Here is a 20,784-nt window from a genome sequence, read left to right as displayed (position 1 = left end):
CACCGGACGAACCCGCCTCATGACGACAATGACGTGGAATGCATTCCCGCTGGCCTCGAATTCTCATGACCATCGGAGAGTTCCCTCGCAAAGCGCACAGCGGAGTTCGGCCTCGCCACCGTGACCGCGATGACCGCCAGCGTGACCAGCGCGAACGCCGGGTAGGCCCAGCCGATCACCGACAACCACCCCGGCCGGCTGATCGTCCAGATCGTCGGCTGCCGGTCCAGCTGGAACGCGATCACGTCCAGGAACATCACCGGCACCCACAGCACCAGCAGCGTGACCCGCGCCCAGGGCACGACCTTCTCGTACACCAACCAGATCAGCAGCGGCGCCACCCAAACCCAGTGGTGGTCCCAGGAGATCGGCGACAGCAACAACCCCAGGAACTGCACGGACAACACGCCGATCAACGCATCCCCGGCCCGTACAGCCGACCGCAACGCGAACAAGGCGAGAACCGTCGAGACCAGCGCGGCCACGATCCACGGCCACGACATGCCCACGTCGTACCCGAAAGTCCGCGACAACGCCCCGCGCAACGACTGGTTGTGCGCGGTGGCGATCGGCCCCACCCTGTCCGGATCACCGAACAGCACGAACCAGTACTGCCGCGCCTGCTCGAAGTTCACCAGGAACCCGAGCCCGGCGCTGCCCAGAAACGCCGCCACCGACCACAAAGCGGCCTTCCACCGCCGCGTGGCCAGGAAGTAGAGCCCCGAGATCGCGGGCACGAGCTTCACCCCGGCGGTCAGGCCGATCCCGGCCCCCGCGACCCGCGAGTCCCGTGCCACCAACGAGGCCAGCACCACACCGGCCAGCACCAGGTTGATCTGCCCGAACTCGAAGGTGTGGAAGACGGGCATCATCCACAGCAGCACCGCGGTCCACAGGATCGCGCGCTGCCGCCACACCTTCGAGTCGCTCCACGACTCCCCCGCCACGAGCCGCAACGCCACCCGCACGACCCAGTACAGGCACAGCACCGTCAGCAGCCGGAAGCTCCACTGCGCCGCGCCCCAGAACAGCCACGTCATCGGCAGGAACACCAGCGCGCCGAACGGCGGGTAGGTGAACGGCAGCGGGAAGTCCGGCGGCGAGTGCGGCGAGAACACCCGGTACAGGTCGCCTTCCAGCACGTGCGGTGCCAGCGACCAGTACACGTGCAGGTCGATCGACTCGTTGCCGAACCCGGTGACGATGACCCACGTGCGGGCGAGCATCGAGACCACCAGCAGCCACGGGGCGAACCCGAGCAACCGCCGTTCGAGCTGGGCGAGGGGCTTAAGTCGCAACACGTTCTGCCTTCGGGATCGGGTCGAGCAGTGTCGGCGTCACCACGAGGGTGAGCAGGGCGAGCGCCGGGTACACCCAGCCGAGCGCGGCGAGCGGCCACGGTCTCGGGATCTCCCAGATGGACGGCTGCAGGTCGATCAGGATCGTGATGACGTCCGAGCAGACGGCGACCACCCACACCGCCGCCAGAAGCAGGTTCCGCCGCCCGTAGACCAGCCACAGGACCAGCGGGATCACCCACAGCCAGTGGTGGCTCCACGAGATCGGCGAGACCAGCAGCCCGAACACCTGCACGGTGATCACGGCGGACAACGTGTCGCCGGCGCGCACGGCCGCCCGCAGCGCGAACCAGGTCAGCGCGGCGGACACGGCGACGGCGAGCAGCCACGGCCAGGACATCTCGACGTCGTAACCCAGGGAACGCGACAGGGCACCGCGCAGCGACTGGTTGATCACCGAGCCCACCGGGCCGACGCGGTCCGCGGCGCCGAGCAGTTCGAACCAGTAGCGCCACGAGTCCCCCGCCGACACGAGGAAACCCAGTGCCACGGTGACCGCGAAGCCCGCGATCGACCACAGCGCTGCCTTCCACCGGCGCGTGACGAGGAAGTACAGCCCGGAGATCGCCGGCGTCAGCTTCATCCCGGCGGCGACGCCGACGCCGAGGCCCGCGACCGTCTGCCGGACCGCGACCATCGCCGCGAACACCCCGGCGACCAGCACCAGGTTGATCTGTCCGAAGTCGAGGGTCTTGCGCACCGGCTCGAACCACAGCGCGACCGCCGTCCACAACAGAGCGCGGCGCCCGTCGTACGGCTGCTCGGCCTTCGCGGCCAGCAGCTTCAGCGCCGTGCGCACCAGCCACCACAGGCAGACCAGCGACAGCACCTGCCAGACGACCTGTGCGGCGACCCACGGCAGTGCCGACAGCGGGAGGAACACCGCCGCCGCGAACGGTGGATAGGTGAACGGCAGCGGGAAGTCCGCGGTGAACGGCATGTCGATCGTGTAGAGCTGGTCGCGCAGCACGTTGGGCGCGAGGCTCCAGTAGACCTTGAGGTCGATCATCCCCCAGTTCGCCGTCGCGGCGTAGACGCCGAGCGACAGCAGCAGCACCAGCGGCGCGAACCTCAGGACACGCTGTTCAATCACCGGTTCCTCCAGCAACCTCGGCGGGCTGACGCACAGGTTGCAGCAGCGCTCGACCGACCCACACTCCCGTCAAGACTGTCGCGGCCAGGTACGGCCACCACACCCAGGGGTTCATCGAGTCGTACGTCCAGCGCGCGACGATCGTTCCGTCGGGCAGCGTGACGAGCACCATCCACACCGAAACGCCTGCCACCACGGCGATCCAGCGGTCCTTCCACGCGAAGGCCGCCGCGAGGGCCAGCGCCCAGGTGAAGTACCAGGGCAGCACCGAGGGGGCGAGCAGCGACGCCGCGAGCAACGCGATCGTGGCCCGCCGGACCGCCTCGACGCCGCCTTCCCGCGCGAGCCACCACTGCCGCACCAGCACGTACGCCAGCACGACCACGCCCGCCGTGCGGAAGACCGAGAGGAAACCGAGGTAGGTGAAGCCCGGCACGTGGTTGCCGACCGAGTGGAACAACAGCTCGGCCACCGCGCACGGCAGCGACATCCACGTCAGCAACGGCCCCTGCGACCGCAGCACGCCGATCCAGCCGAGGTCGACACCGGCGATCACCGTCGCCGCCGCGAACGTCACGGCGAACACCGCCCCGCCCGCCGCGACCGCGGTGAGGAAGCGCTGCCGGGCGGGCCCCTCCAGCCGAGCCGCCCACACCCACACGAGGAACGGCAGGACCAGCAGCGCCGTCGCCTTGACCGCCGTGGCCAGGGCGATCAGCGCGAACCCCCTGAGGTGCCTGCGGTCCAGCACCATCAGCACACCGGCCGCCATCAGCCCGACCATCAGCACGTCGTTGTGCGCGCCGCCGATGCCCAGCGCCACCACCAGCGGGTTCGCGACCGTGAGCCACAGCGCCGTCGAGCTGCGCCCGCCCAGGTGCCGGGTGAGGCCCGGGATCGCCCACGCCAGCAGCACCAGCCCCGCCAGCACGCCGACGCGCATGACGATCGCGCCGAGGATGACGTTGTCGCCGGTCAGCCACACCGTCGCCTTGCCCAGCAACAGGAACAACGGCCCGTACGGCGACGGGGTCTCCTGCCACAGCCCGGCCACGTTGCCCCGCAACGGCAGGTCGAGCACGGCGGCGCCACGCGAGTAGGGGTCGAAGCCGCGCAGCGCCACCGCACCCTGCGCCAGGTAGCTGTAGACGTCACGGCTGTAGAGCGGCGGCGCGACGATCAACGGCGCGGTCCACGCCGCCGCGGCCGCGGCCACGACCCGGCCGCCTGCCTGCCCGCCGAGCACCAGCCGTCCCAGCCGCACCCAGGACAGGACCATCAGCGCTAGTCCCGCGAACAACACCAGGAACGCCAGGTCGTGACCGTGGCCGTACCTGACGGCGTTGAGGGGCGTGCCGCTCAGCAGCGGGTCCCTGCGGACGATCGCGCCCGCTCCCAGCCCGCCCACGGCGAGCATGACGGCGCCGAACACACCGGGCCACAGGACGTTGCGCGGAACTCGGCGGAACAGCTGCACGGCCGAATCCACGGGATGAGGCAATCGCACCGGCGGCGCAGGGACCAGGAGGAAGCACCGGAACCCCTGCTTTCGCCGGTGTTCCTCCGGCGGAATCTCATACCAAATGCTGGTTTGACGGGTTCCGCGCAACTCCCGTCCTCTGTGGAACGTCCCCCGATCATGACCTGGAAAGCGCTCGGCACGACCGGAGTGATCCTCGCCGCGGCCCTGGTGGCGGCTCCGGCACAGGCGGAAACCGGTCAGGTGGTGACGAAGGTGCCGCAACCGGACCGCGCCGCCGCACTGGCCCACTGGACGCCGGAACGGATGAAGGCGGTCGGCGACGGTGATCTCCCGCCCGCCGAGCAGATCTCGAAGCCGTACGAGGGCGTTGCACCGGGCGTCGGCAGGGTGTTCCTGTCGAACTCGAAGGGCGAGGACCACTCCTGCACGGCGACGGTGGTGCCGAGCGCGACCAAGGACGTGGTGCTGACGGCCGGGCACTGCGTCAACGGTGGCCTGGACCGCTGGGACAACCCGATCAAGATCGTCAACGTGGTGTTCGTCCCCGGCTACGACCGCGGCGCGCGCCCGCACGGGGTGTTCGCGGCACGTGCCTTCGCCTGGTCCGACACGTACAGCGGGCCCAGCAGCGGACTGGACGACGACGCGGTGATCGCGCTCGACCCCGTGGACGGCGGGCACGTCGAGGACGTGGCCGGCTCGCAGGCCGTGTCGTTCGACACAGTTGTATCGCCGGTTGATACAACCGCGCTGGGGTATCCGGTCTCGCAGCTGGCCCGCGGTGAGGCGCTGCTGTCGTGCGAGCGACCGGCGACGTTGAAGGTCAACTCGGTCCTGTCGGCGTGGGAGACGGACTGCGATCTCGCCGGTGGTTCCAGCGGCGGGCCGTGGCTGCGCGGGTTCGACCCGGCCACGGGCAAGGGCACGATCTTCTCGGTCACGAGCCGGGGAACCATGAACGCCGACCTGGTCACGACAGACCTGAGCGGTGCGGCGTTCTCCGAGGCCGTGCGGGCGCTCTACGTGAGCGCGAACGACCTCTGATCAACAGGGAGGGTGTCGAAGTGAACAGCAAGCACAGGACGGTCGCGGGGCTGGGTGCCGCCGCTTTGTTCGCCGCCACCGCGCTGCCGCTGGTGGCCGGTACCGCGTCCGCCAACCCGTCCGACCAGCCGTGCGACGTCTCGGACCTCACCGTCTCGGTGACGCAGGACCCGTACTCGTCGGCGGGCCAGCAGGCGTTCGTCCTGCACTACACGGCGGCCGGGGACCACACGAACTGCAAGCTGCAGGGCGCGCCGACGGCCGTCACGTTCACCAAGGGCAGTGGGCACAGCGAGGGTGACGACAGCGGGATCACCGTCGTGCTGGACGACCCCAACGGCTCCCCCGCGCCGGTGAACGTCCAGCCCGGCAAGGGCGCCGAGTCGCGGATTCTCATGTCCTCGCAGGCCCCGGTGTCGTTCCAGCCCGACGTCGTGAACCTGAACCTGCCGGTCGACGGCGGCCACACGGTCACCGTGCCGTGGCCCGCGGGAGAGGCACTGCGGGGATCGTCGGTGGAGCTGACGTCCGTGTCGCCTGCCTGAAGGCCAGCAGCCCCAACGCCATGACGGCCAGCCACACGTAGGTGTCGAACTCGTGCAGCCGCGTGACGAACACCAGGAACACGGCGGCGAAGGGGACCCAGTGGCCCCGCACGGCGAGGAACACCAGCACCGGCACGCACCACACCCAGTGGTGCACCCAGGAGACCGGTGAGGCCAGCAGCCCGGCACCCGCGATGACGAACAGTGCGACGAGGTCGTCGCGGGTGCGCCGGGCCACCACGGCCGCGGTGGCGACCACGGCGGCGGCGAGCACGACCCACAGCAGCGTTTCCACTCCGGGTGCGAGGCCGAAGCCGCGCAGCAGGCCGCGGATCGACTGGTTCGTGGACAACGACATGTCGCCGATGCGGTCGGGGTTGAGCAGCGAGTGCGTCCAGTACTGCAGCGAGTCCTTCGGTGCGAGCAGGAATCCCGTGACCGCCAGTCCGGCGAACGTGGCCATCGACGTGATCGCCGCCCGCCAGTCGCGCCGAACGAGGAAGTACAGCACGAAGATCGCGGGCGTGAGCTTGATCGCCGCGGCGACGCCGATCAGCACGCCACGCCAGCGCTTGTCCTTCACCACCAGCACGTCCGTCACGACCAGCGCCATCAGGTACAGGTTGATCTGGCCGTAGCCGTAGGTCATCCACACCGGGTCGAGCGCCAGCGCGCCGATCGCGGCCAGCGGCCCGACCGTCCACTTGAGACGTGGCTGCACCTTCCCCGCCACGGCGACGCACACCGCGGTGAGCGCGACGAAGCCGGACGCGACCACCAGCAGGGTGTGCGACCCGTCCGGCAGGAGGTTCAGCCCGCTGAACAGCACCGCCGCGATCGGCGGGTACGTGAAGGGCAGCTGCGGGTCGAGCGGCGGCCCGGTGAACCCGACGTAGAGGGGGCTGCCCTCGAGCCAGGCGAGCCCGCCGAGCCGGTACACGTCGAGGTCGATCGGGTAGTGACCGGACCAGGTGATCAGCAGCCACACCAGGACGGCCAGCCAGAGGGCAGCCGTGAGCCGCACTGGAGAAGCGATGGACACGTTCTCGAAGCTAGTTATGGGCGGATCCGTTCACCTTGCTGAACAACCAGCAGAAACACCGGAAGAAGTGAGGTTCGCAAGCAGCGTCACCCCGGTGTCAGGCGTCTACCGATCAGCAAGACGCACTGAACACATCTGGGGGTAGCGCAGTGAGCACTACTGCGTTCGGGGATTTTCTTCGCTTTTACCGATCGCGCGTTCCGCTGACGCAGGAGGAGCTGGCGGAACGCACGGGCCTGAGCACCCGCGCGATCAGCGACATGGAACGCGGCCGCACGCTCAGTCCGCAGTTCCGCACCGTCCAGCTGCTGGTGGGGGGCCTGGGGCTGGCGCGAGAGGAGGCGGCGGAGTTCGCCGCGCTCGCGCGTGCCAGCCGGGTCGCCGGGGTGGAGGAACGGCCGGACGCGCAGGTCGTCGCGCCGTCCTGCTCGCTGCCGCCGGTGCTGATCGAGCTCACCGGCCGGGAGGACGAGCGGGACCTGCTGGAGGGTTTCGCCGCGGACGCCACGTCGTCGTTCCGGCTGCAGATCGCGGTGGTCCACGGCACACCCGGTGCCGGCAAGACCGCGTTGGCCGTCGACGCGGGTCATCGCCTGGGCGCCCGGTTCCCCGACGGCTGCGTCTTCCTCGACCTGCGCGGCACCGACCCCGAGCCGCTGACCCCGGACAAGGCCGCGCACCGGCTGCTGCGCTCGTTCGGGGTGGACGAACGCCAGATCCCCGCCGACCCGGACGACAAGCTCTCGCTCTACCGCTCGCAGCTGCGGGACCGGACGGTGTTGCTGGTGCTCGACAACGCGGCGAACGAGGCGCAGGTCCGCCCGCTGCTCGGGTCAAGCCCCGGCACGCTCGTGCTGCTGACCAGCCGCCGCACCCTGACCGGCCTGGACGCCCGGCACCGCCTCGCGCTGGAGCTGCTGCCGCTCGACCGGTCCGTCGAACTGCTCAGGGCCGTGACGGGCTCCTCCCGGCTGGACGTCGAGCCAGAAGCAGCGCAGCGGGTGGCGGAGCTGTGCGGGGGCCTGCCGCTCGCGTTGCTCATCGCGGGCAACCGCCTGACCAGCAGACCGCAGTGGACGATCAGCCACCTCGCCGAGCAGCTGGAGGACGAGGAACGCCGCCTCTCCGTGCTGCGCGCGGGCGACCTGCAGGTGCGCGCGGCGTTCGAGATCTCCTACCACCAGCTCAGTCCGGGCGCCGCCACCCTGTTCCGCAGACTGGCCCTGCTCCCGACCCGCGACACCAGCACCGCGCTGGCCGCCGTGCTCACCGACGACGCCGAGGAGGCGCTGGAGGAACTGGCCGACGCGAGCCTGCTCGGCATCAGCGAGACCCCCGGCCGCTACACCCGGCACGACCTCCTGCACGTCTTCGCCGCCGAACGCCTCGAGCTCGACGACGACCCGGCCGCGGTCGAGCAGGCCCGCACGCGCCTGCGCCACTGGCTGCTCGACACCGCCACCAGGGCCGCCCTGTTCTTCGACCACGACGTGCCGGCCGGGCGCGTGGGGCCGGTGCACGACAAGGACTCCGCGTCCCGCTGGCTCGACCTCGAACTGGAGAACTGGCGCACCGCACTGAGATCCGCCGCCGAACGGGCCGAGCACGAACGCGTTCTCTCGCTGGCACAGGCGATGCACTGGTACTCGGACATGCACGGCGTGGGCGAGCTGTGGCACGAGGTCTTCTCGGCGGGAGCCCACTCTGCCCGCGAACTGGGCAACGCCCGCGACGCCGTCGAACAGCTGAACTACCTCTCCTGGGCCCTCTACGCGCTGTGCGGCCGGCCGCACGACGCACTGGCCGTCCACGAACAGGCCGCCGCGGTCCCGCTCGACGACACCGTCACCGAGGCGTGGACCTGCTACTACGGCTCGGCTATCCGGCGGCGGGTCGGCGAACCGGAGGAGGCGGTGCGGCTGGGCCGCCGCGCCGTGGAGCTGTTCCGGCAGGCCGGTTACCTCATCGGGGAGAACCTCGCGCTCTCGCTGCTCGGCCTCGTCCTGCACACCGCCGGCGACCTCACCGAGGCGGCCGAGGTGCAGCAACGCAGTGTGGACCAGCACCGCAAGGCCGACGGCGACGACGAACTGCTGTCGATGCTGCTGATCCGCCTGGCGTCGACCCTGGCGGCCGCGGGCATGGTGATCGCGGCGATGGACCTGCTCGACGAGGCGGAGTCGTTGTTCCGCAGGCACTCCAACACCGCGGGAACGGCTCGGGTGCAGCACAACCGCGGCGTGGTGCTGATGGACGCGGGACGGTTCGGCGAGGCCCGCGAACAGCTGCTGGCGGCACTCGGTGAGGAGCGTCTGTCCGACCACCGCGTCGAGATCCTGGCCCGGCTCGCCGAACTCGCCGACACCGCAGGGGATTCGGCGCAGGCCCGCGAACTGCGGGTGCGGGCGCTGGCCGAGTGCGACCGCTACGACACGCCGGCGGTGCGCGTCACGGCGGCGGAACTGGTGGCCGCACTGAGATGACGACCGGTGCCGATCCCCGGGCGGGATCGGCACCGTCAGGTCAGCAGGCCCCGGCCACCGGTTCGTTCGAGCCGGTGTCGACGAAACCGTCGCTGATCCACTTGCCGTCCTCGAGCCGGTTCCACAGGTCCGTGCGGCCCCAGACCCCGTCGACTGCCTCGCCGCGGCTGGTGCACGCGATGGACACCACCGCACCGTCCGCGACCGTGCCCGCCACCGAGTAGCTCAGGCCGGGGCCGGAACGCAGGTTCACCGTGGTGTTCGGGCCCGCGTCGACCGTGCCGGTGGGCAGGGTCGTGCTGCCACCGCCGTAGTTCGTGACCTTGCCGCCGACGTTCACGCGCGTGCTGCCGCGCTGCGCGTAGCCGCCGTACGCCTGCGAGCCCTCGTAGAAGGTCCAGCCGCCGATCGTCATGCCGTTGACGCTGACGTGGGTGTTGCCGCGCAGCAACGAGAAGTGCACGTGCGCCCCGGTGCTCGAACCGCCGCACGGCAGCTCGTTGCCGATGTTGCCGAGGTACGTGCCGGTGCGCACGGCGCTGCCGTCGGCGAGTGTCGTCAGGTTGTACATGTGGTAGTAGGTGGTGCTGTAACCGTTGTCGTGCACGACTTTCACCACCGCGCTGCGGCCCACGACGCAGCTCTTGTAGACGCGGCCGTTGCCCGCGGACAGGACGCGGCCGTCACCGCCGTTGAAGTCGATGGAGCTGAACGGGCGGCTGTTGCCGCTGTTGCCGTGCGGACCACCGCCCATCCACCACGCCACGTTCACCGGCCACGGCAGGCCGAGACCCGTGGGCGCGAGCGCTTGGTTGCTCTGGTTGGCCGCGAACGTCCGCTTCTCGCCGTCGCTGAGCACAGCGGACGGCGCCTGTGCGGCCAGAGCGGCGAACCCGGCGGTGCCGTCGAGCTCGACCCGCCACGCGGAGCGTTCCTTGCGGGCCAGGAACAACGCCATGTGTGGCGCACCGTGCTCCTGACCGCGAGCCAAGGGAATCGTGGTGCTGCCGAACACCCACGCACCAGACGTGCGAGTCGGCTCGAACAGCGGTTCACGCAACGTCTGCGTGTCCCACTGACGTTTCAACGCGTCGCCGTGCTGCTGGAGCATGGTGGCGCGAACGGTCGTGGCGAGATCGGGCTCGGGTGCGGCCGTCGCGGACGACGTGGCCAGCACCGCGGCACCGGCCACGAGTGCGGAGAACAACGCGGCGAGTCGCCGCGCGGACAACGGACGGGACATGTGCCCTCCAGGGGGAAATCGGCACAGGGCAGGGATTCGGCGGCTTCTGCAGGGGCCGCCGCGCCGATGACATACCGGTGCTCCGATGCGGTCAAGGTCGCCTCAGGCAGACGACCCACCACTGTGGAACGCCGTTCAAAACTGTGGAGGGATACCTACGTTTGTAGGTCATATCGGGCGTGATCGGGCTTCTAAACTGTTTTCTCCACAGTCGAGGGGGTGTGCGGTGGCCGTTCCTCCCGACGTCGGCGACGAGGTCGACGTGTTGCTGCGCGCCGGTCCGTTCCACGCCGCGTTGCAGGCCGCCGTCGCGCGCAGCGGCCTCACCCTGGAACGCCTGCGCGACCGTCTCGACCGCCGGGGCATCCACGTCAGCCTGTCCACGCTGAGCTACTGGAGACTGGGCCGCAGCCGTCCCGAACGCGCCGACTCGTTGCGCGCGGTCCAGGCCATCGAGGCCATCCTCGGCCTGCCCAGGCACTCCCTCGAAGCCCTGCTCGGGCCGCCGCGCCCGCGTGGCCGCTGGGCGTCGAAGCAGCAGCAGACCCGCGACTACGGACGGATGCTGGAGCCCGCGCAGTCGCTCGCGGAGACCGTGCAGGCCTTGGTCGGACCGTCCGACGCCGACCTGCGCCTGTGGTCGCAAGACGATTCGGCCACAGTGGACGAACGCGGCGCGCTCCGCACGATCCACACCAGACAGGTGCTGCGCGCGATCGCCGGAAACCCCGACCGTTATGTAGCCGTGTACTGCGCGGACGTCGGCACGCCACCAGAGGCGTTGGACGTGGAGGCCGTGCGGGACTGCCGGCTGGGACGCGTGCGACGGCATCCCGGTGCACCGGTGATCGCCGTGGAGCTGCTGTTCGACCAAAGCCTGCGCGCGGGCCAGACGCACCTGCTGGAGTACCGCTTCACCATCGCGGAGACGGGCGCGCGGTCACACGACTACCGGCGCGCGTTCCGTTACCCCGTGGGCACCTACGTGGCGAGCGTGCAGTTCACCGAACCGTGCCTGCCGGTCCGTTGCTACGCCCTCGCACAGCCCGGCGTGGACGCGACGCAGGTGCACGGCGACGAACTCGCGCTCACGCCGGGGCGAGTGCTGCACGTGACGGCGAAGGACGTGCGACCGGGCGTGCTGGGCATGGGCTGGGACTGGTCCTAGTTCCGGGCCGGCAGCGCCACACCGCAGGCCACGGCCCACAGCAGCACAGGGAACGCCGCGATGCGTTCCCACAGACCGAACAGCGCCGGACCGCCGACCTGGGCCACCATCAGCGCAAGCGCCACCGCCGCCACGACCGCGGCGCTGGCACCGATCCGGCCCAGAAGGCGCCACCGGTCGGTGCGCGCCAGGGCGAGCCCGGTCAGCAGCATCGCGACCTCTCCCACCGGGATGGCGACGACCGCACCGGCGATGTGCAGCGACCGGCTGGTGTCCTCGGGGTTCAGGCCGACGACGGTCAGGGCCAGGCCGGTGACGACGAGGAGCACCAGACCGACGCGGGCCGTCCGCACGTCCGGGAACAGCGGCCGGACCAGCACGGCTCCCGCGGCCAGGCACAGCCCCGCGAGCGTCCAGGACACCCCGGAGACGACGTGCCACGGCGAACACACCCAGCGCTCGACCTGCTCGGACTGGAAGCAGGTGGCCGCGCCCAGGTCGCTGATCGCGTTGCTCAGCCAGCTGTACGGGACCTCCCAGCGCCACTCCACCACGAACAACAGCACGAAGTACTGCGCGACCAGCACCCACAACACCGCGCCCAGCCGCGTTCGCCCGTCCACGCGGCAGAGTGGAACATAGATCATTTGGCCGCGCTGGACGGGCGTCCGCGGTGCGGGGCTACCGCTCGCCGACGAAGGCGAGGACCGCCTGCGCGAAGGCGTCGGGTTCCTCGACGTGGCCGAGGTGCCCGCTGTTCTCCAGGACGACGAGCCTGGAGTCCGGGATCAGCTTGTCGAGCTCCTCCGCCCAGCGGACACCGCACACGACGTCGTGCCGGCCGACGATCACCAGGGCCGGCACCGCGATGGAGCCCAGCACCTGCCGGTCGTCGATGACGTCGGGCACGAGGTGCTCGTCGAGGCTGGAGATGTGCGAACCGCTGATGGCCGCCCGGAGTGGGGCGAACTCCGTTTCCCTGCCCCAGTAATCAGCGAGGTAGGCAGGCAGCAGTCCACGGAGGACCTCGGTCATCTCCTCGTCGCCGGAGATGCCGCCGGTCGCCTGCAGCGCCGCGAGCACCGCGGGCAGTTCGGGGTTGTCCGCGTTCCTGTGCGCGAAGATCTCCACCTGGGCCATCGCCTCGGCGACGTGTTCGGGGCCGGTCAGTGGAGCGCTCTCGTAGAGGACGACGCCGGTGAAGCGGTCGGGGTGCCGCAGGGCGCTGCGTTGCGCGACGAACCCTCCGTGGGAGTGGCCGAGCAGGTACGCCGCCGGCAGTCCGAGGTGGTCGAGCAGCCCGATGACGGCCTCGGTGTAGCGGTCGCGGGTGTAGCCGTGGGGATGCGAGCCGAGGCGGCCGGATCCACCGGTGCCGAGCGGCTCCAGGTAGACCATCGTGAGGTGGTCTTCCAGGGCGGGCGTGCGCAGGTACTCCCAGAACACTCCCGGGCCGCCGGGGTGCGCGAGGCAGACCGGGCCCTCGCCGTGCACGTGGTAGCGCTGGAGCACCCCGCCGATCTCGGCGGTGTGGGTGCCGGTGGCCAGCGGGTCGCGTGCTTGGGGATTCACGGTGTTTCTCCGATCAGGTGGTGTCAACGACACCGGCAAGACCAGGAGAGCGGGCGAAAGTTCGATCCGTCGGGTGTGACAGCCGCCACTACTGGGAGGCGGCGGGGTGGAACAGGCGCAACTGGCTCACCCGTCCGTCCTCCAGGGACATCACCCAGGTCACGGCGGGCGGGCAGTGCCGGGGGTTGTCGGCGGGGTTGAGGATGTCCATCTCCCAGATCGTGATGTCGCGGCCGACGACCGTGTCGACGAAGCGCTGGCGGACCCCTGCCTCCAGGTCACCGGCCGCACCGCGCACCAGGAAGTCACGCCCTCCCACGGGGTCGCGGCCGTCGAACAACATCGCCTCGGGTGCCCACCGTTCGGACATCAGCCTGCCGAGCTCTCCCCTGTGCATCGCGTCCAGGGTCTCCAGCCCCTCCGCGCGGCTCGCCACGGCCAGTGCCGTGACGTCGTCGTGCGCATTCGCCGCGGTCGCCGCCAGCGCCGCCCCGAGCTTGGTCCTGGCCTGGCTCAGACGGCTGCGCACGGTGCCCACGGGCACGCCGCAGACGGCCGCGATCTGCTCGTAGGTGCTCGCCCTGCTGAAGTGCCGCAACAGCACGGTCATGCGCAACGCCGGCGCGAGGTCGCCGATCGCGTGCCAGAGCCAGTCCCGCATGGCGTGCTGCTCGACGATCCGCTCGGGGCTCTCGTCGCTGACCAGCTCCAGGTCGGCCACGGGGCGCGCGAGACCGGCCGACCGCAGCCTCGTGCGGCACGCGTTGCGCACGATCATCCGCAGCCACGCACCGACCGCCGCCGGTTCCCTGACGTCGCCGATGCGGCTGAGCGCGACCAGCATCGCGTCCTGGACGGCGTCCTCGGCGTCCGGACCGTGCCCGGCGACGCTCAGCGCCACCGCCCGCATCCCGGCCTCGTGCCGCGCGAGCAGCACACCCAGCGCGGCGACGTCACCGGCCTGAGCTGCGCGGGTGAGCTCTTCGTCCGAAGTCGGCCGCACCGCCAACCTGCTCCTCCTGACATCACTTCTGTGTTCTGGGGCCACGAGGCGCAGGATTGTAGGCGCAGGCCCCTCGAACGAGCGGAGTTGGCGGCCGATGGCAGACGACTGGGTGTTCGGATTCGGGTCCTACTCCTGGGAGGACCTGGTCGGAAAGCTGTTCGGCGGGCCGGAGGAACCGCGGTCCGCGACGCGGCGCACCGACCGGTTCGGACGCGACCTCACCGCCGCGGCACGGGACGGCCTGCTCGACCCGGTGATCGGCCGGGAGGACGTGATCGACGAGGTGCTCGAGGTGCTGTCGCGGCGCACCAAGAACAACCCCGTCCTGATCGGCGACCCCGGCGTGGGCAAGACCGCCGTCGTCGAGGGCATCGCGGCCCGGATCGCGAGCGGCGACGTGCCCGCCACGCTGAGCGGCAGGCGGCTGATCTCCCTGGACATGGCGGGCATGGTCGCCGGGGCGAAGTACCGCGGCGAGTTCGAGGAACGGCTGCAGGGCGTCATCGACGAGGTGTCCGCGACGGACAGGACGGTGGTCCTGTTCATCGACGAGCTGCACGTCGTGGTGGGCGCGGGCAGCGCGGAAGGCGCCCCGATGGACGCCGCGACCATGCTCAAACCCGTCCTCACGACCGGACGGGTGCAGGTCATCGGCGCCACCACGGCCGAGGACTACCAGCGCTACATCGCGAGGGACGCCGCGCTGGAACGCCGCTTCCAGCCGATCCAGGTGGCCGAACCGTCGGCTGCCGAGGCGATCGCGATCCTGCGCGGCCTGCGCAGCCGTTACGAGATGCACCACGGCGTACGCATCACCGACGAGGCGCTCGTGTCCGCCGTGGAACTGTCGGCCCGCTACGTCACCGACCGATTCCTGCCGGACAAGGCCGTGGACCTGGTCGACCGCGCGGGCGCGCGCGTCCGGTTACGCGAGAAGTCCCCGATGCCACCAGACCCAGTACGGCTGGAACAACGGGTGCGCCAACTGGAACGGGAGAGGGACGCCGCCCAGGGCGAGGACACGGCGTTCCTCACCGACGAGCTCGACCGCGCCGTAGCCGACCTGGAGGCCGCTCACGCCGCGCTGGCCGACGCCCCCGAGGTGGTGGCGAACGACGTGGCCGAGGTCGTGTCCCGCAGCACGGGCATCCCGGTGGCTCAGCTCACCGAGGCCGAACGGCACCGGTTGCTGCACCTCGAAGACCACCTGCACCAACGGATCGTCGGCCAGGACGAGGCCGTGGAGGCGGTGGCGGACGCGGTCCGCCAGGGCCGAGCGGGCCTCAAACACCCGAACCGCCCCGTCGGCTCGTTCCTTTTCCTGGGCCCGACCGGCGTGGGCAAGACCGAGGTGGCCCGAGCGCTGGCCGAAGCGCTGTTCGGCTCGGAGGACCGGCTGATCCGGTTCGACATGAGCGAGTTCTCCCAACCGCACGCGGTCACGCGCCTGATCGGCGTGCCACCGGGCTACGCGGGCCACGAGGACGCCGGCCAGCTCACCGGCGCGGTCCGCCGCGCCCCGTACTCGGTACTGCTGCTGGACGAGATCGAGAAGGCACACGGCGACGTCTTCAACACCCTGCTGCAGGTGCTCGACGCGGGCAGACTCACCGACGCAGGCGGACGCACCGCCGACTTCACCAACACCGTCATCATCATGACCAGCAACATCGGCGCCGACCAGCTCCTCGCCGCGGCCACCTCAGGCGTACCGGCCGAGCAGCTCCGGGAACCGTTGACGGCGGCGGTGCGCCGCAGTTTCCGCCCGGAGTTCCTCAACCGCCTCGACGAGATCATCCTGTTCCGCGGCCTGAACGCCGCCCAGCTGCGGCAGATCACCGCCCTGCTGCTCGAACGCACCCGCGAACGGCTGCGCGAGCAGAACATCACGCTGGACGTGGACGAGCAGGCCGTCGACTGGCTCGCCGCCCGCGGTTACGTACCCGAGTACGGCGCACGGCCGTTGCGCCGCACCATCGGCAGGGAGCTCGACCGGCGGCTGTCCCGTGCGCTGCTGGCGGGGGAACTGCGGGGTGGGCAGCACGTCGTCGTGACGGTCACCGATTCCGACCTGACGCTGAGCATCAGCGACGCCCCGGACTGAGCGCGCCCGAACATCCACGAACACCCCTCTGACCAGCACACCCCTCTGGCAAAATCCGCCGCACCAAGCGAAACACCAGGGGGAGTTGCGCCATGCACAGTCGAACCCGAAGAACGAGAACCGCCGCCCTCGGCGTCCTGTTGACCGCAGGCCTGATCGCATCGGTGACCACCTCCGCGGCCGCCGCCGCACTGCCGACCAGCATCAGCGTCGGCAGCAACCCGATCTCGGTCGAGATCAGCCCCAACGGGGCTCTCGCGTACGTGACGAACGCGGCCGACCGCACGGTGTCCGCCATCGACACCGCGACCAGGACGGTCACCGGCACGATCGGCGTCGGCACGCAGCCGGAGGGCATCGGCTTCAGCCCGGACAGCCGCACCGCCTACATCGCGAACGGCGACCTCACCGCCGAGAGCGGCACGGTCTCGGTGATCGACACCGCGACCCGCACCGTGGTCAGGACCGTTTCGGTCGCCCCGATGAGGGCTCCGGAGGCGGTCGTCGTGTCCCCGGACGGCAAGAAGGCGTACGTCTCCGGGTACAACTACCTCGCGGTGATCGACACGGCCACCGGTGTGCCCCACGTGATCAGCGTCGGTAACAACTACGGGGCGGACATCGCGATCTCCCCGGACGGCTCCCGCGTCTACATCGCGGACTTCTACACCTCGAAGATCTGGGTGGTCAGCACCGAGAACGAGCGCCCGATCGGCGCGGTGCAGCTGCCCACCGCGCCCAGCAGACTCGCCATCACCCCCGACGGCCTGCGCCTGTACGTCACCAGCTACCAGGCGAACAAGGTCTACATGATCTCCACGGCCGCCAACGCCGTGCACGCCACGTTGAACGTGCCCGGCGGACCTTCGGGGGTTGCCGCCGCACCGAACGGACGCCGGATCTTCGTCACCGGCCGTGAGGGGCACACCCTCGTGACGGTGAACGTGGAGAACAACGCGATCGTCCAGACGAGGCCGATCGGTCGTTACCCGAACTCGGTGGCCGTCACGCCGAACGGCTTGGAGGCCTGGGCGCTCCAGGACTCCTACGTCACGGTCTTCGACGCCACCACCGGGGGCGAGCCCGGTCCCGACCGGTTGACGCGCAACGAGACCCTCAACGCCGGCCAGTCCAGGATCTCGGCGGACGGCCGGTACAAGCTGCTCATGCAGGCCGACGGCAACCTGGTGCTGTACGTCGTGGCGACCAACCAGGCGTTGTGGGCCAGCAACACCTACAACTCCGGCGCCATCCGCGCGACGCTGCAGCTCGACGGCAACTTCGTCGTCTACGCCCCCAACAACGTGCCGAAGTGGAGCACCCACACCTGGGGCACCGCGGCCGACCGGCTGATCGTGCAGAACGACGGCAACCTCGTGCTCGACGGCCCCGGCTCCACCCGCTTCTGGGCCCGCTGACGGCCGGACTCAGAACAGGCGGCCGTCCTCTTCGGGGGACGGCCCCTCGAGCTCCAGCAGGAACCGCTTGCGTTCGAGACCGCCCGCGTAGCCGGTGAGACGCCCCTGCGAACCCACGACCCGGTGGCACGGAACGATGATGCTGATCGGGTTCCACCCGTTGGCGTTGCCGACCGCCTGGGCGGCCCCGGGGTCGCCGAGTTCCGCGGCCAGCTGCCCGTACGTGCGGGTCTCGCCGTAGGGAATCGACATCAGCAGCGCCCACACGCTCTTCTCGAACGCCGAACCGCGCGGCGCCAGTTCGACCTCGAAAGCGCGCCGCTTCCCGGCGAAGTACTCGTCGAGCTGGTGACGCACCTCGTCGAAGCCCTCGCTGGTGCGCGGGCCGAGGTCGCTCAGGCGCGGGGTGCGCAGGTGGCCGTCGAAGTAGAGGCCGAGCAACGCCGTGCCCTCGCCGACCAGGGTCAGCTCGCCGAGCGGTGAGTCGACGACGGTGTGGTGAACGTGCATGCGGAGAAGTTCACACCAGGCGCGCCGGACTGATCCGCCGGGGCATGTAGACCTGGCGGGCGCGGCTCCGACGTCTCGGGTGAGGATGGGTCATCGGGACGCGTCCGCGACACCAGGAGCCGATCGTGAAGTACGTGATCATGATTCACTCGAACCCGCAGCCGTGGGGGCACCCGACCCCGGAGTACCTGCCCGACTACCAGGACATGCCGCGGGAGCAGCGGGATCGGATCAACTCCGAGTTCGAGCAGCTGCTCGGCGAGCTGCACGCGAGCGGCGAGCTGCTCTCGGGTGAGGCGCTGGGGGCGCCCGAGTCGTCGCGGCTCTACCGGTGGAGCGACGGCAAGCCGCTGGTGACGGACGGCCCCTACTCGGAGGCCAAGGAGCACCTCGCCGGGTTCTTCCTGATCGACGTGGACAGCCAGGCCCGCGCCGAGGAGATCACCGCGCGCTTCGCCGGTCCCGGCGAGACCGTCGAGCTGCGGCCGGCCATGTGGCCCGGCGGTGAGGACTGATGGACTCGCGGGTGGTGGAGGACGTGTGGCGGCGCGAGTCGTCGCACGTCCTCGCCGCCCTGCTGCGCCGTTACGGCGATCTGGGTGACTGCGAGGACGCGGCGCAGGAGGCGGCCGAGGCGGCGGCGACGCAGTGGGAACGCGATGGTGTGCCGGACAATCCCCGCGGCTGGCTCATCCGGGTCGCCTCGCGGCGGATGATCGACCGGGTGCGTGCCGACAGCGCTCGGGCGGGGCGGGAACAGGCCGTGGCCGCGGCACGGCCCGGTGACGCCGACCTCGCGCCGCCGGCCGACCACGCGCAGCACGGTGATGACACGTTGCAGTTGTTCCTCCTGTGCTGCCACCCCGAACTCAGCCGTTCGTCGCAGGTCGCCCTGACGCTGCACGCCGTCGCCGGCCTGAGCACGGCTCAGATCGCCGCCGCCTACCTGGTGCCGGAGCGCACGATGACGCAGCGCCTGACCAGGGCGCGGGCCACGTTGCGGGCGGCGGGTGCGGTGTTCGGGCTGCCGGCCGAGGCGGAGCTGCCCGCGCGGATCGCCGCGGTGCTCGACGTCTGCCACCTCATGTTCACCGAGGGGCACACCCGTTCCACCGGGGACGCGCTGGTGGACTCGACGCTGGCGGAGGAGGCCATCCGCCTCACCCGGCACCTGCACGCGGCGATCCCCGAGCACGACGAGGTCGCGGGCGCCTTGGCACTGATGCTGCTCACCCACGCCCGCGCGACCGCACGGACCTCCGGCGGTGACCTGGTGCCGCTGGCCGAGCAGGACCGTGCGCGGTGGGACCAGCCGCTCATCAAGGAAGGGGTGAGCATCCTGGAACGCGTGCTGCCGCGCGGGCACGTCGGCAGGTTCCAGCTGCAGGCCGCGGTCGCCGCCGTGCACGCGGAGGCCACCGCCTGGGAGAGCACCGACTGGCGGCAGATCAGCGTGCTCTACGGGATGCTCACCAGGGTGGCCCCCAGCCCGATCGTGACGCTCAACCAGGCGGTCGCGGTCGGGATGGCGTTCGGCCCCGAGGACGGCCTTGCCCTCGTCGACCCGCTGCTCGGCGATGCGGCGATGCGACGGCACCACCGCACCCACGCCGTGCGCGCTCATCTGCTGGAATTGACCGGTGATCTCGAGGGAGCGCTCGACAGCTACCGGCAGGCCGCCCGGCTCACCACGAGCCTGCCCGAGCAGCGGTACCTCAACACCCGCATCCGCCGCCTCTCACCACCAGTCGCCTGACCGGGTCCGCCTGCTCGGCCAGGTCGCCGACGCCATCCCGGTGCCCACCCCGCCCACGACGCTGCGGGTGGCCGTCGACGGGGTGGACGGGTCCGGCAAGACGGTGTTCGCCGACGAGCTCGCGCACGTGCTCAGCGGGCGCGGGCACGAGGTCGTCCGCGCGTCGGTGGACGACTTCCACCAGGTGCGCGCGCTGCGGTACGTGCGGGGCAGCACGTCGGCGGAGGGTTTCTGGCTCGACTCCTACGACTACGACCGGTTCCGGGCGGAGCTGCTCGAACCGTTCGGCAAAGGCCCGGGTCATCGCTTCCGCCGCGGGATCCATGTAGTCGAAACCGACGAACTGGTCGATGCGCCGCTCGAGAACGTGACCTCGGGCTCGATCCTGCTCGTCGACGGGATCTTCCTGCACCGCGACGAGATCGCGCACCACTGGGACTTCTCGATCTTCCTGTCCGTCGGCTTCGAGGTCTCCGTGGCGCGCATGGCGGTCAGGGACGGCGCGTCGCCGGACGTGGAGGACGAACGCAACCGGCGCTACGTCGGCGGGCAGCGCATCTACCTGGAGACCTGCGATCCGGCCGCGCGGGCGGACCTCGTCGTCGACAACAACGACGTCAGCGCGCCCGTGCTCAGGTGACGTGCCGGGTGCGGATCAGCGCGGCACCGCAGGCGACCAGCTCGCGGCGATGGCGGCCTACGACCGGCGCCTCTTCGAACGAGCGGGCGACGTCATCACGCTCATCCGCGCGCACAGAACCCGAGCCGGCCACCGCCTACCTCGAACGCCGTCGGCGCGGCGACGAGACCCGCCTGAGGATGTTCGGCTCCTGGCGTGCGGACGCCCTCCGGCCAGGCGTGGACGTGCGCTCCGCGGTCGACATCTACGCGGCGCTGTGCAACATCGAGCTCCTCAGAACTCCGTGACTTTTTTCTGTTATCGGCGGGTGGGCAGGACA

Annotated in this window: 19 protein-coding genes; 9 read left to right on the top strand and 10 right to left on the bottom strand. The window is 70.6% G+C overall.

Going from position 1 to position 20,784, the window contains the following annotated elements; genetic code table 11:
- Positions 1–17 precede the first annotated feature (17 nt).
- From ACSHWB_RS30190 to mptB, 3 genes are read right to left on the bottom strand one after another with little or no spacing between them, the layout of a single operon-like run.
- Positions 18–1,298, bottom strand: a complete 1,281-nt coding sequence (locus ACSHWB_RS30190) for a glycosyltransferase 87 family protein (protein ID WP_439656659.1) — start codon at positions 1,296–1,298, stop codon at positions 18–20.
- Positions 1,288–2,451: a glycosyltransferase 87 family protein gene (locus tag ACSHWB_RS30185; protein WP_439656658.1), complete on the bottom strand. Its 1,164-nt coding sequence runs from the start codon at positions 2,449–2,451 to the stop codon at positions 1,288–1,290. Before ACSHWB_RS30185 ends, ACSHWB_RS30190 begins: the two co-directional genes overlap by 11 nt.
- Positions 2,444–3,940 carry a polyprenol phosphomannose-dependent alpha 1,6 mannosyltransferase MptB gene (gene mptB / locus ACSHWB_RS30180; protein ID WP_439656657.1) on the bottom strand — a complete coding sequence of 499 codons (1,497 nt, stop codon included), beginning with the start codon at positions 3,938–3,940 and terminating at the stop codon, positions 2,444–2,446. The genes ACSHWB_RS30185 and mptB overlap by 8 nt, the downstream gene beginning before the upstream one ends.
- Before the next feature lie 150 nt (positions 3,941–4,090).
- On the opposite strand from mptB, the gene ACSHWB_RS30175 reads away from it, so the two are divergent.
- Both ACSHWB_RS30175 and ACSHWB_RS30170 read left to right on the top strand, forming a co-directional pair.
- The gene (locus ACSHWB_RS30175) at positions 4,091–4,978 is read left to right on the top strand and encodes a trypsin-like serine peptidase (protein WP_439656656.1); all 888 of its coding nucleotides are present in this window, start codon (positions 4,091–4,093) and stop codon (positions 4,976–4,978) included.
- A gap of 20 nt (positions 4,979–4,998) precedes the next feature.
- On the top strand, positions 4,999–5,523 hold the full coding sequence (locus ACSHWB_RS30170; RefSeq protein ID WP_439656655.1) for a DUF4232 domain-containing protein: 525 nt from the start codon (positions 4,999–5,001) through the stop codon (positions 5,521–5,523).
- Here ACSHWB_RS30170 and ACSHWB_RS30165 read toward each other — a convergent pair.
- Positions 5,450–6,565 (bottom strand): glycosyltransferase 87 family protein, encoded by a 1,116-nt coding sequence (locus ACSHWB_RS30165; protein ID WP_439656654.1) that lies wholly within the window; start codon positions 6,563–6,565, stop codon positions 5,450–5,452. The two genes, ACSHWB_RS30170 and ACSHWB_RS30165, sit on opposite strands and share 74 nt — an antisense overlap.
- Positions 6,566–6,714: 149 nt before the next feature.
- On the opposite strand from ACSHWB_RS30165, the gene ACSHWB_RS30160 reads away from it, so the two are divergent.
- Positions 6,715–9,048 (top strand): ATP-binding protein, encoded by a 2,334-nt coding sequence (locus ACSHWB_RS30160; protein WP_439656653.1) that lies wholly within the window; start codon positions 6,715–6,717, stop codon positions 9,046–9,048.
- 40 nt (positions 9,049–9,088) lie between these two features.
- Here the strand turns inward: ACSHWB_RS30160 and ACSHWB_RS30155 are convergent, their stop codons facing one another.
- Entirely contained in the window at positions 9,089–10,291 is a 1,203-nt protein-coding gene (locus ACSHWB_RS30155; RefSeq protein WP_439656652.1) for a peptidoglycan DD-metalloendopeptidase family protein, read from the bottom strand.
- Between the two features lie 226 nt (positions 10,292–10,517).
- Here ACSHWB_RS30155 and ACSHWB_RS30150 point away from each other — a divergent pair, with 226 nt between their 5' ends.
- Positions 10,518–11,459: a hypothetical protein gene (locus ACSHWB_RS30150; protein ID WP_439656651.1), complete on the top strand. Its 942-nt coding sequence runs from the start codon at positions 10,518–10,520 to the stop codon at positions 11,457–11,459.
- Here ACSHWB_RS30150 and ACSHWB_RS30145 read toward each other — a convergent pair.
- The 3 genes from ACSHWB_RS30145 to ACSHWB_RS30135 all read right to left on the bottom strand — a co-directional run bounded on the left by ACSHWB_RS30145 (position 11,456) and on the right by ACSHWB_RS30135 (position 14,034).
- Entirely contained in the window at positions 11,456–12,082 is a 627-nt protein-coding gene (locus ACSHWB_RS30145; protein WP_439656650.1) for a DUF998 domain-containing protein, read from the bottom strand. The two genes, ACSHWB_RS30150 and ACSHWB_RS30145, sit on opposite strands and share 4 nt — an antisense overlap.
- 58 nt (positions 12,083–12,140) lie before the next feature.
- Entirely contained in the window at positions 12,141–13,031 is an 891-nt protein-coding gene (locus tag ACSHWB_RS30140) for an alpha/beta fold hydrolase (protein WP_439656649.1), read from the bottom strand.
- Positions 13,032–13,119: 88 nt separating this feature from the next.
- Positions 13,120–14,034, bottom strand: coding sequence for an RNA polymerase sigma factor (locus ACSHWB_RS30135; protein WP_439656648.1), 915 nt, complete (start codon positions 14,032–14,034; stop codon positions 13,120–13,122).
- Between the two features lie 97 nt (positions 14,035–14,131).
- Between ACSHWB_RS30135 and ACSHWB_RS30130 the strand changes: the two genes are divergently transcribed.
- Both ACSHWB_RS30130 and ACSHWB_RS30125 read left to right on the top strand, forming a co-directional pair.
- Complete coding sequence (locus ACSHWB_RS30130; protein ID WP_439656647.1) at positions 14,132–16,141, top strand: ATP-dependent Clp protease ATP-binding subunit; 2,010 nt, start codon at positions 14,132–14,134, stop codon at positions 16,139–16,141.
- A gap of 92 nt (positions 16,142–16,233) precedes the next feature.
- Positions 16,234–17,559: a hypothetical protein gene (locus ACSHWB_RS30125; RefSeq protein WP_439656646.1), complete on the top strand. Its 1,326-nt coding sequence runs from the start codon at positions 16,234–16,236 to the stop codon at positions 17,557–17,559.
- 9 nt (positions 17,560–17,568) lie between these two features.
- On the opposite strand, the gene ACSHWB_RS30120 is transcribed toward ACSHWB_RS30125, so the two are convergent.
- On the bottom strand, positions 17,569–18,069 hold the full coding sequence (locus ACSHWB_RS30120; protein ID WP_439656645.1) for a methylated-DNA--[protein]-cysteine S-methyltransferase: 501 nt from the start codon (positions 18,067–18,069) through the stop codon (positions 17,569–17,571).
- A gap of 125 nt (positions 18,070–18,194) precedes the next feature.
- Between ACSHWB_RS30120 and ACSHWB_RS30115 the strand changes: the two genes are divergently transcribed.
- The 3 genes from ACSHWB_RS30115 to ACSHWB_RS30105 are packed head-to-tail and all read left to right on the top strand — an operon-like array spanning position 18,195 to position 20,465.
- A complete protein-coding gene (locus ACSHWB_RS30115) occupies positions 18,195–18,584 on the top strand; it encodes a YciI family protein (RefSeq protein ID WP_439656644.1) in 390 nt (129 codons plus the stop codon).
- Positions 18,584–19,825, top strand: a complete 1,242-nt coding sequence (locus ACSHWB_RS30110; RefSeq protein WP_439656643.1) for an RNA polymerase sigma factor — start codon at positions 18,584–18,586, stop codon at positions 19,823–19,825. The genes ACSHWB_RS30115 and ACSHWB_RS30110 overlap by 1 nt, the downstream gene beginning before the upstream one ends.
- Before the next feature lie 40 nt (positions 19,826–19,865).
- Positions 19,866–20,465, top strand: coding sequence for a uridine kinase (locus ACSHWB_RS30105; RefSeq protein WP_439656642.1), 600 nt, complete (start codon positions 19,866–19,868; stop codon positions 20,463–20,465).
- Here the strand turns inward: ACSHWB_RS30105 and ACSHWB_RS30100 are convergent.
- Positions 20,458–20,580 (bottom strand): hypothetical protein, encoded by a 123-nt coding sequence (locus ACSHWB_RS30100; RefSeq protein ID WP_439656641.1) that lies wholly within the window; start codon positions 20,578–20,580, stop codon positions 20,458–20,460. The genes ACSHWB_RS30105 and ACSHWB_RS30100 overlap by 8 nt on opposite strands.
- Between the last annotated feature and the right edge of the window lie 204 nt (positions 20,581–20,784).

Origin of the sequence: Lentzea sp. HUAS TT2 (genome assembly GCF_051853195.1) — a bacterium.
Classification (GTDB): domain Bacteria; phylum Actinomycetota; class Actinomycetes; order Mycobacteriales; family Pseudonocardiaceae; genus Lentzea.
This window is presented reverse-complemented; position numbering and strand designations above follow the sequence as displayed.

Bases quoted from the DNA above. Each gene is read 5' to 3' on its own strand.
- ACSHWB_RS30110 (WP_439656643.1), top strand. From the start codon at position 18,584: ATGGACTCGCGGGTGGTGGAGGACGTGTGGCGGCGCGAGTCGTCGCAC.
- ACSHWB_RS30130 (WP_439656647.1), top strand. From the start codon at position 14,132: ATGGCAGACGACTGGGTGTTCGGATTCGGGTCCTACTCCTGGGAGGAC.
- ACSHWB_RS30175 (WP_439656656.1), top strand. From the start codon at position 4,091: ATGACCTGGAAAGCGCTCGGCACGACCGGAGTGATCCTCGCCGCGGCC.
- ACSHWB_RS30125 (WP_439656646.1), top strand. From the start codon at position 16,234: ATGCACAGTCGAACCCGAAGAACGAGAACCGCCGCCCTCGGCGTCCTG.
- ACSHWB_RS30120 (WP_439656645.1), bottom strand. From the start codon at position 18,069: ATGCACGTTCACCACACCGTCGTCGACTCACCGCTCGGCGAGCTGACC.
- ACSHWB_RS30155 (WP_439656652.1), bottom strand. From the start codon at position 10,291: ATGTCCCGTCCGTTGTCCGCGCGGCGACTCGCCGCGTTGTTCTCCGCA.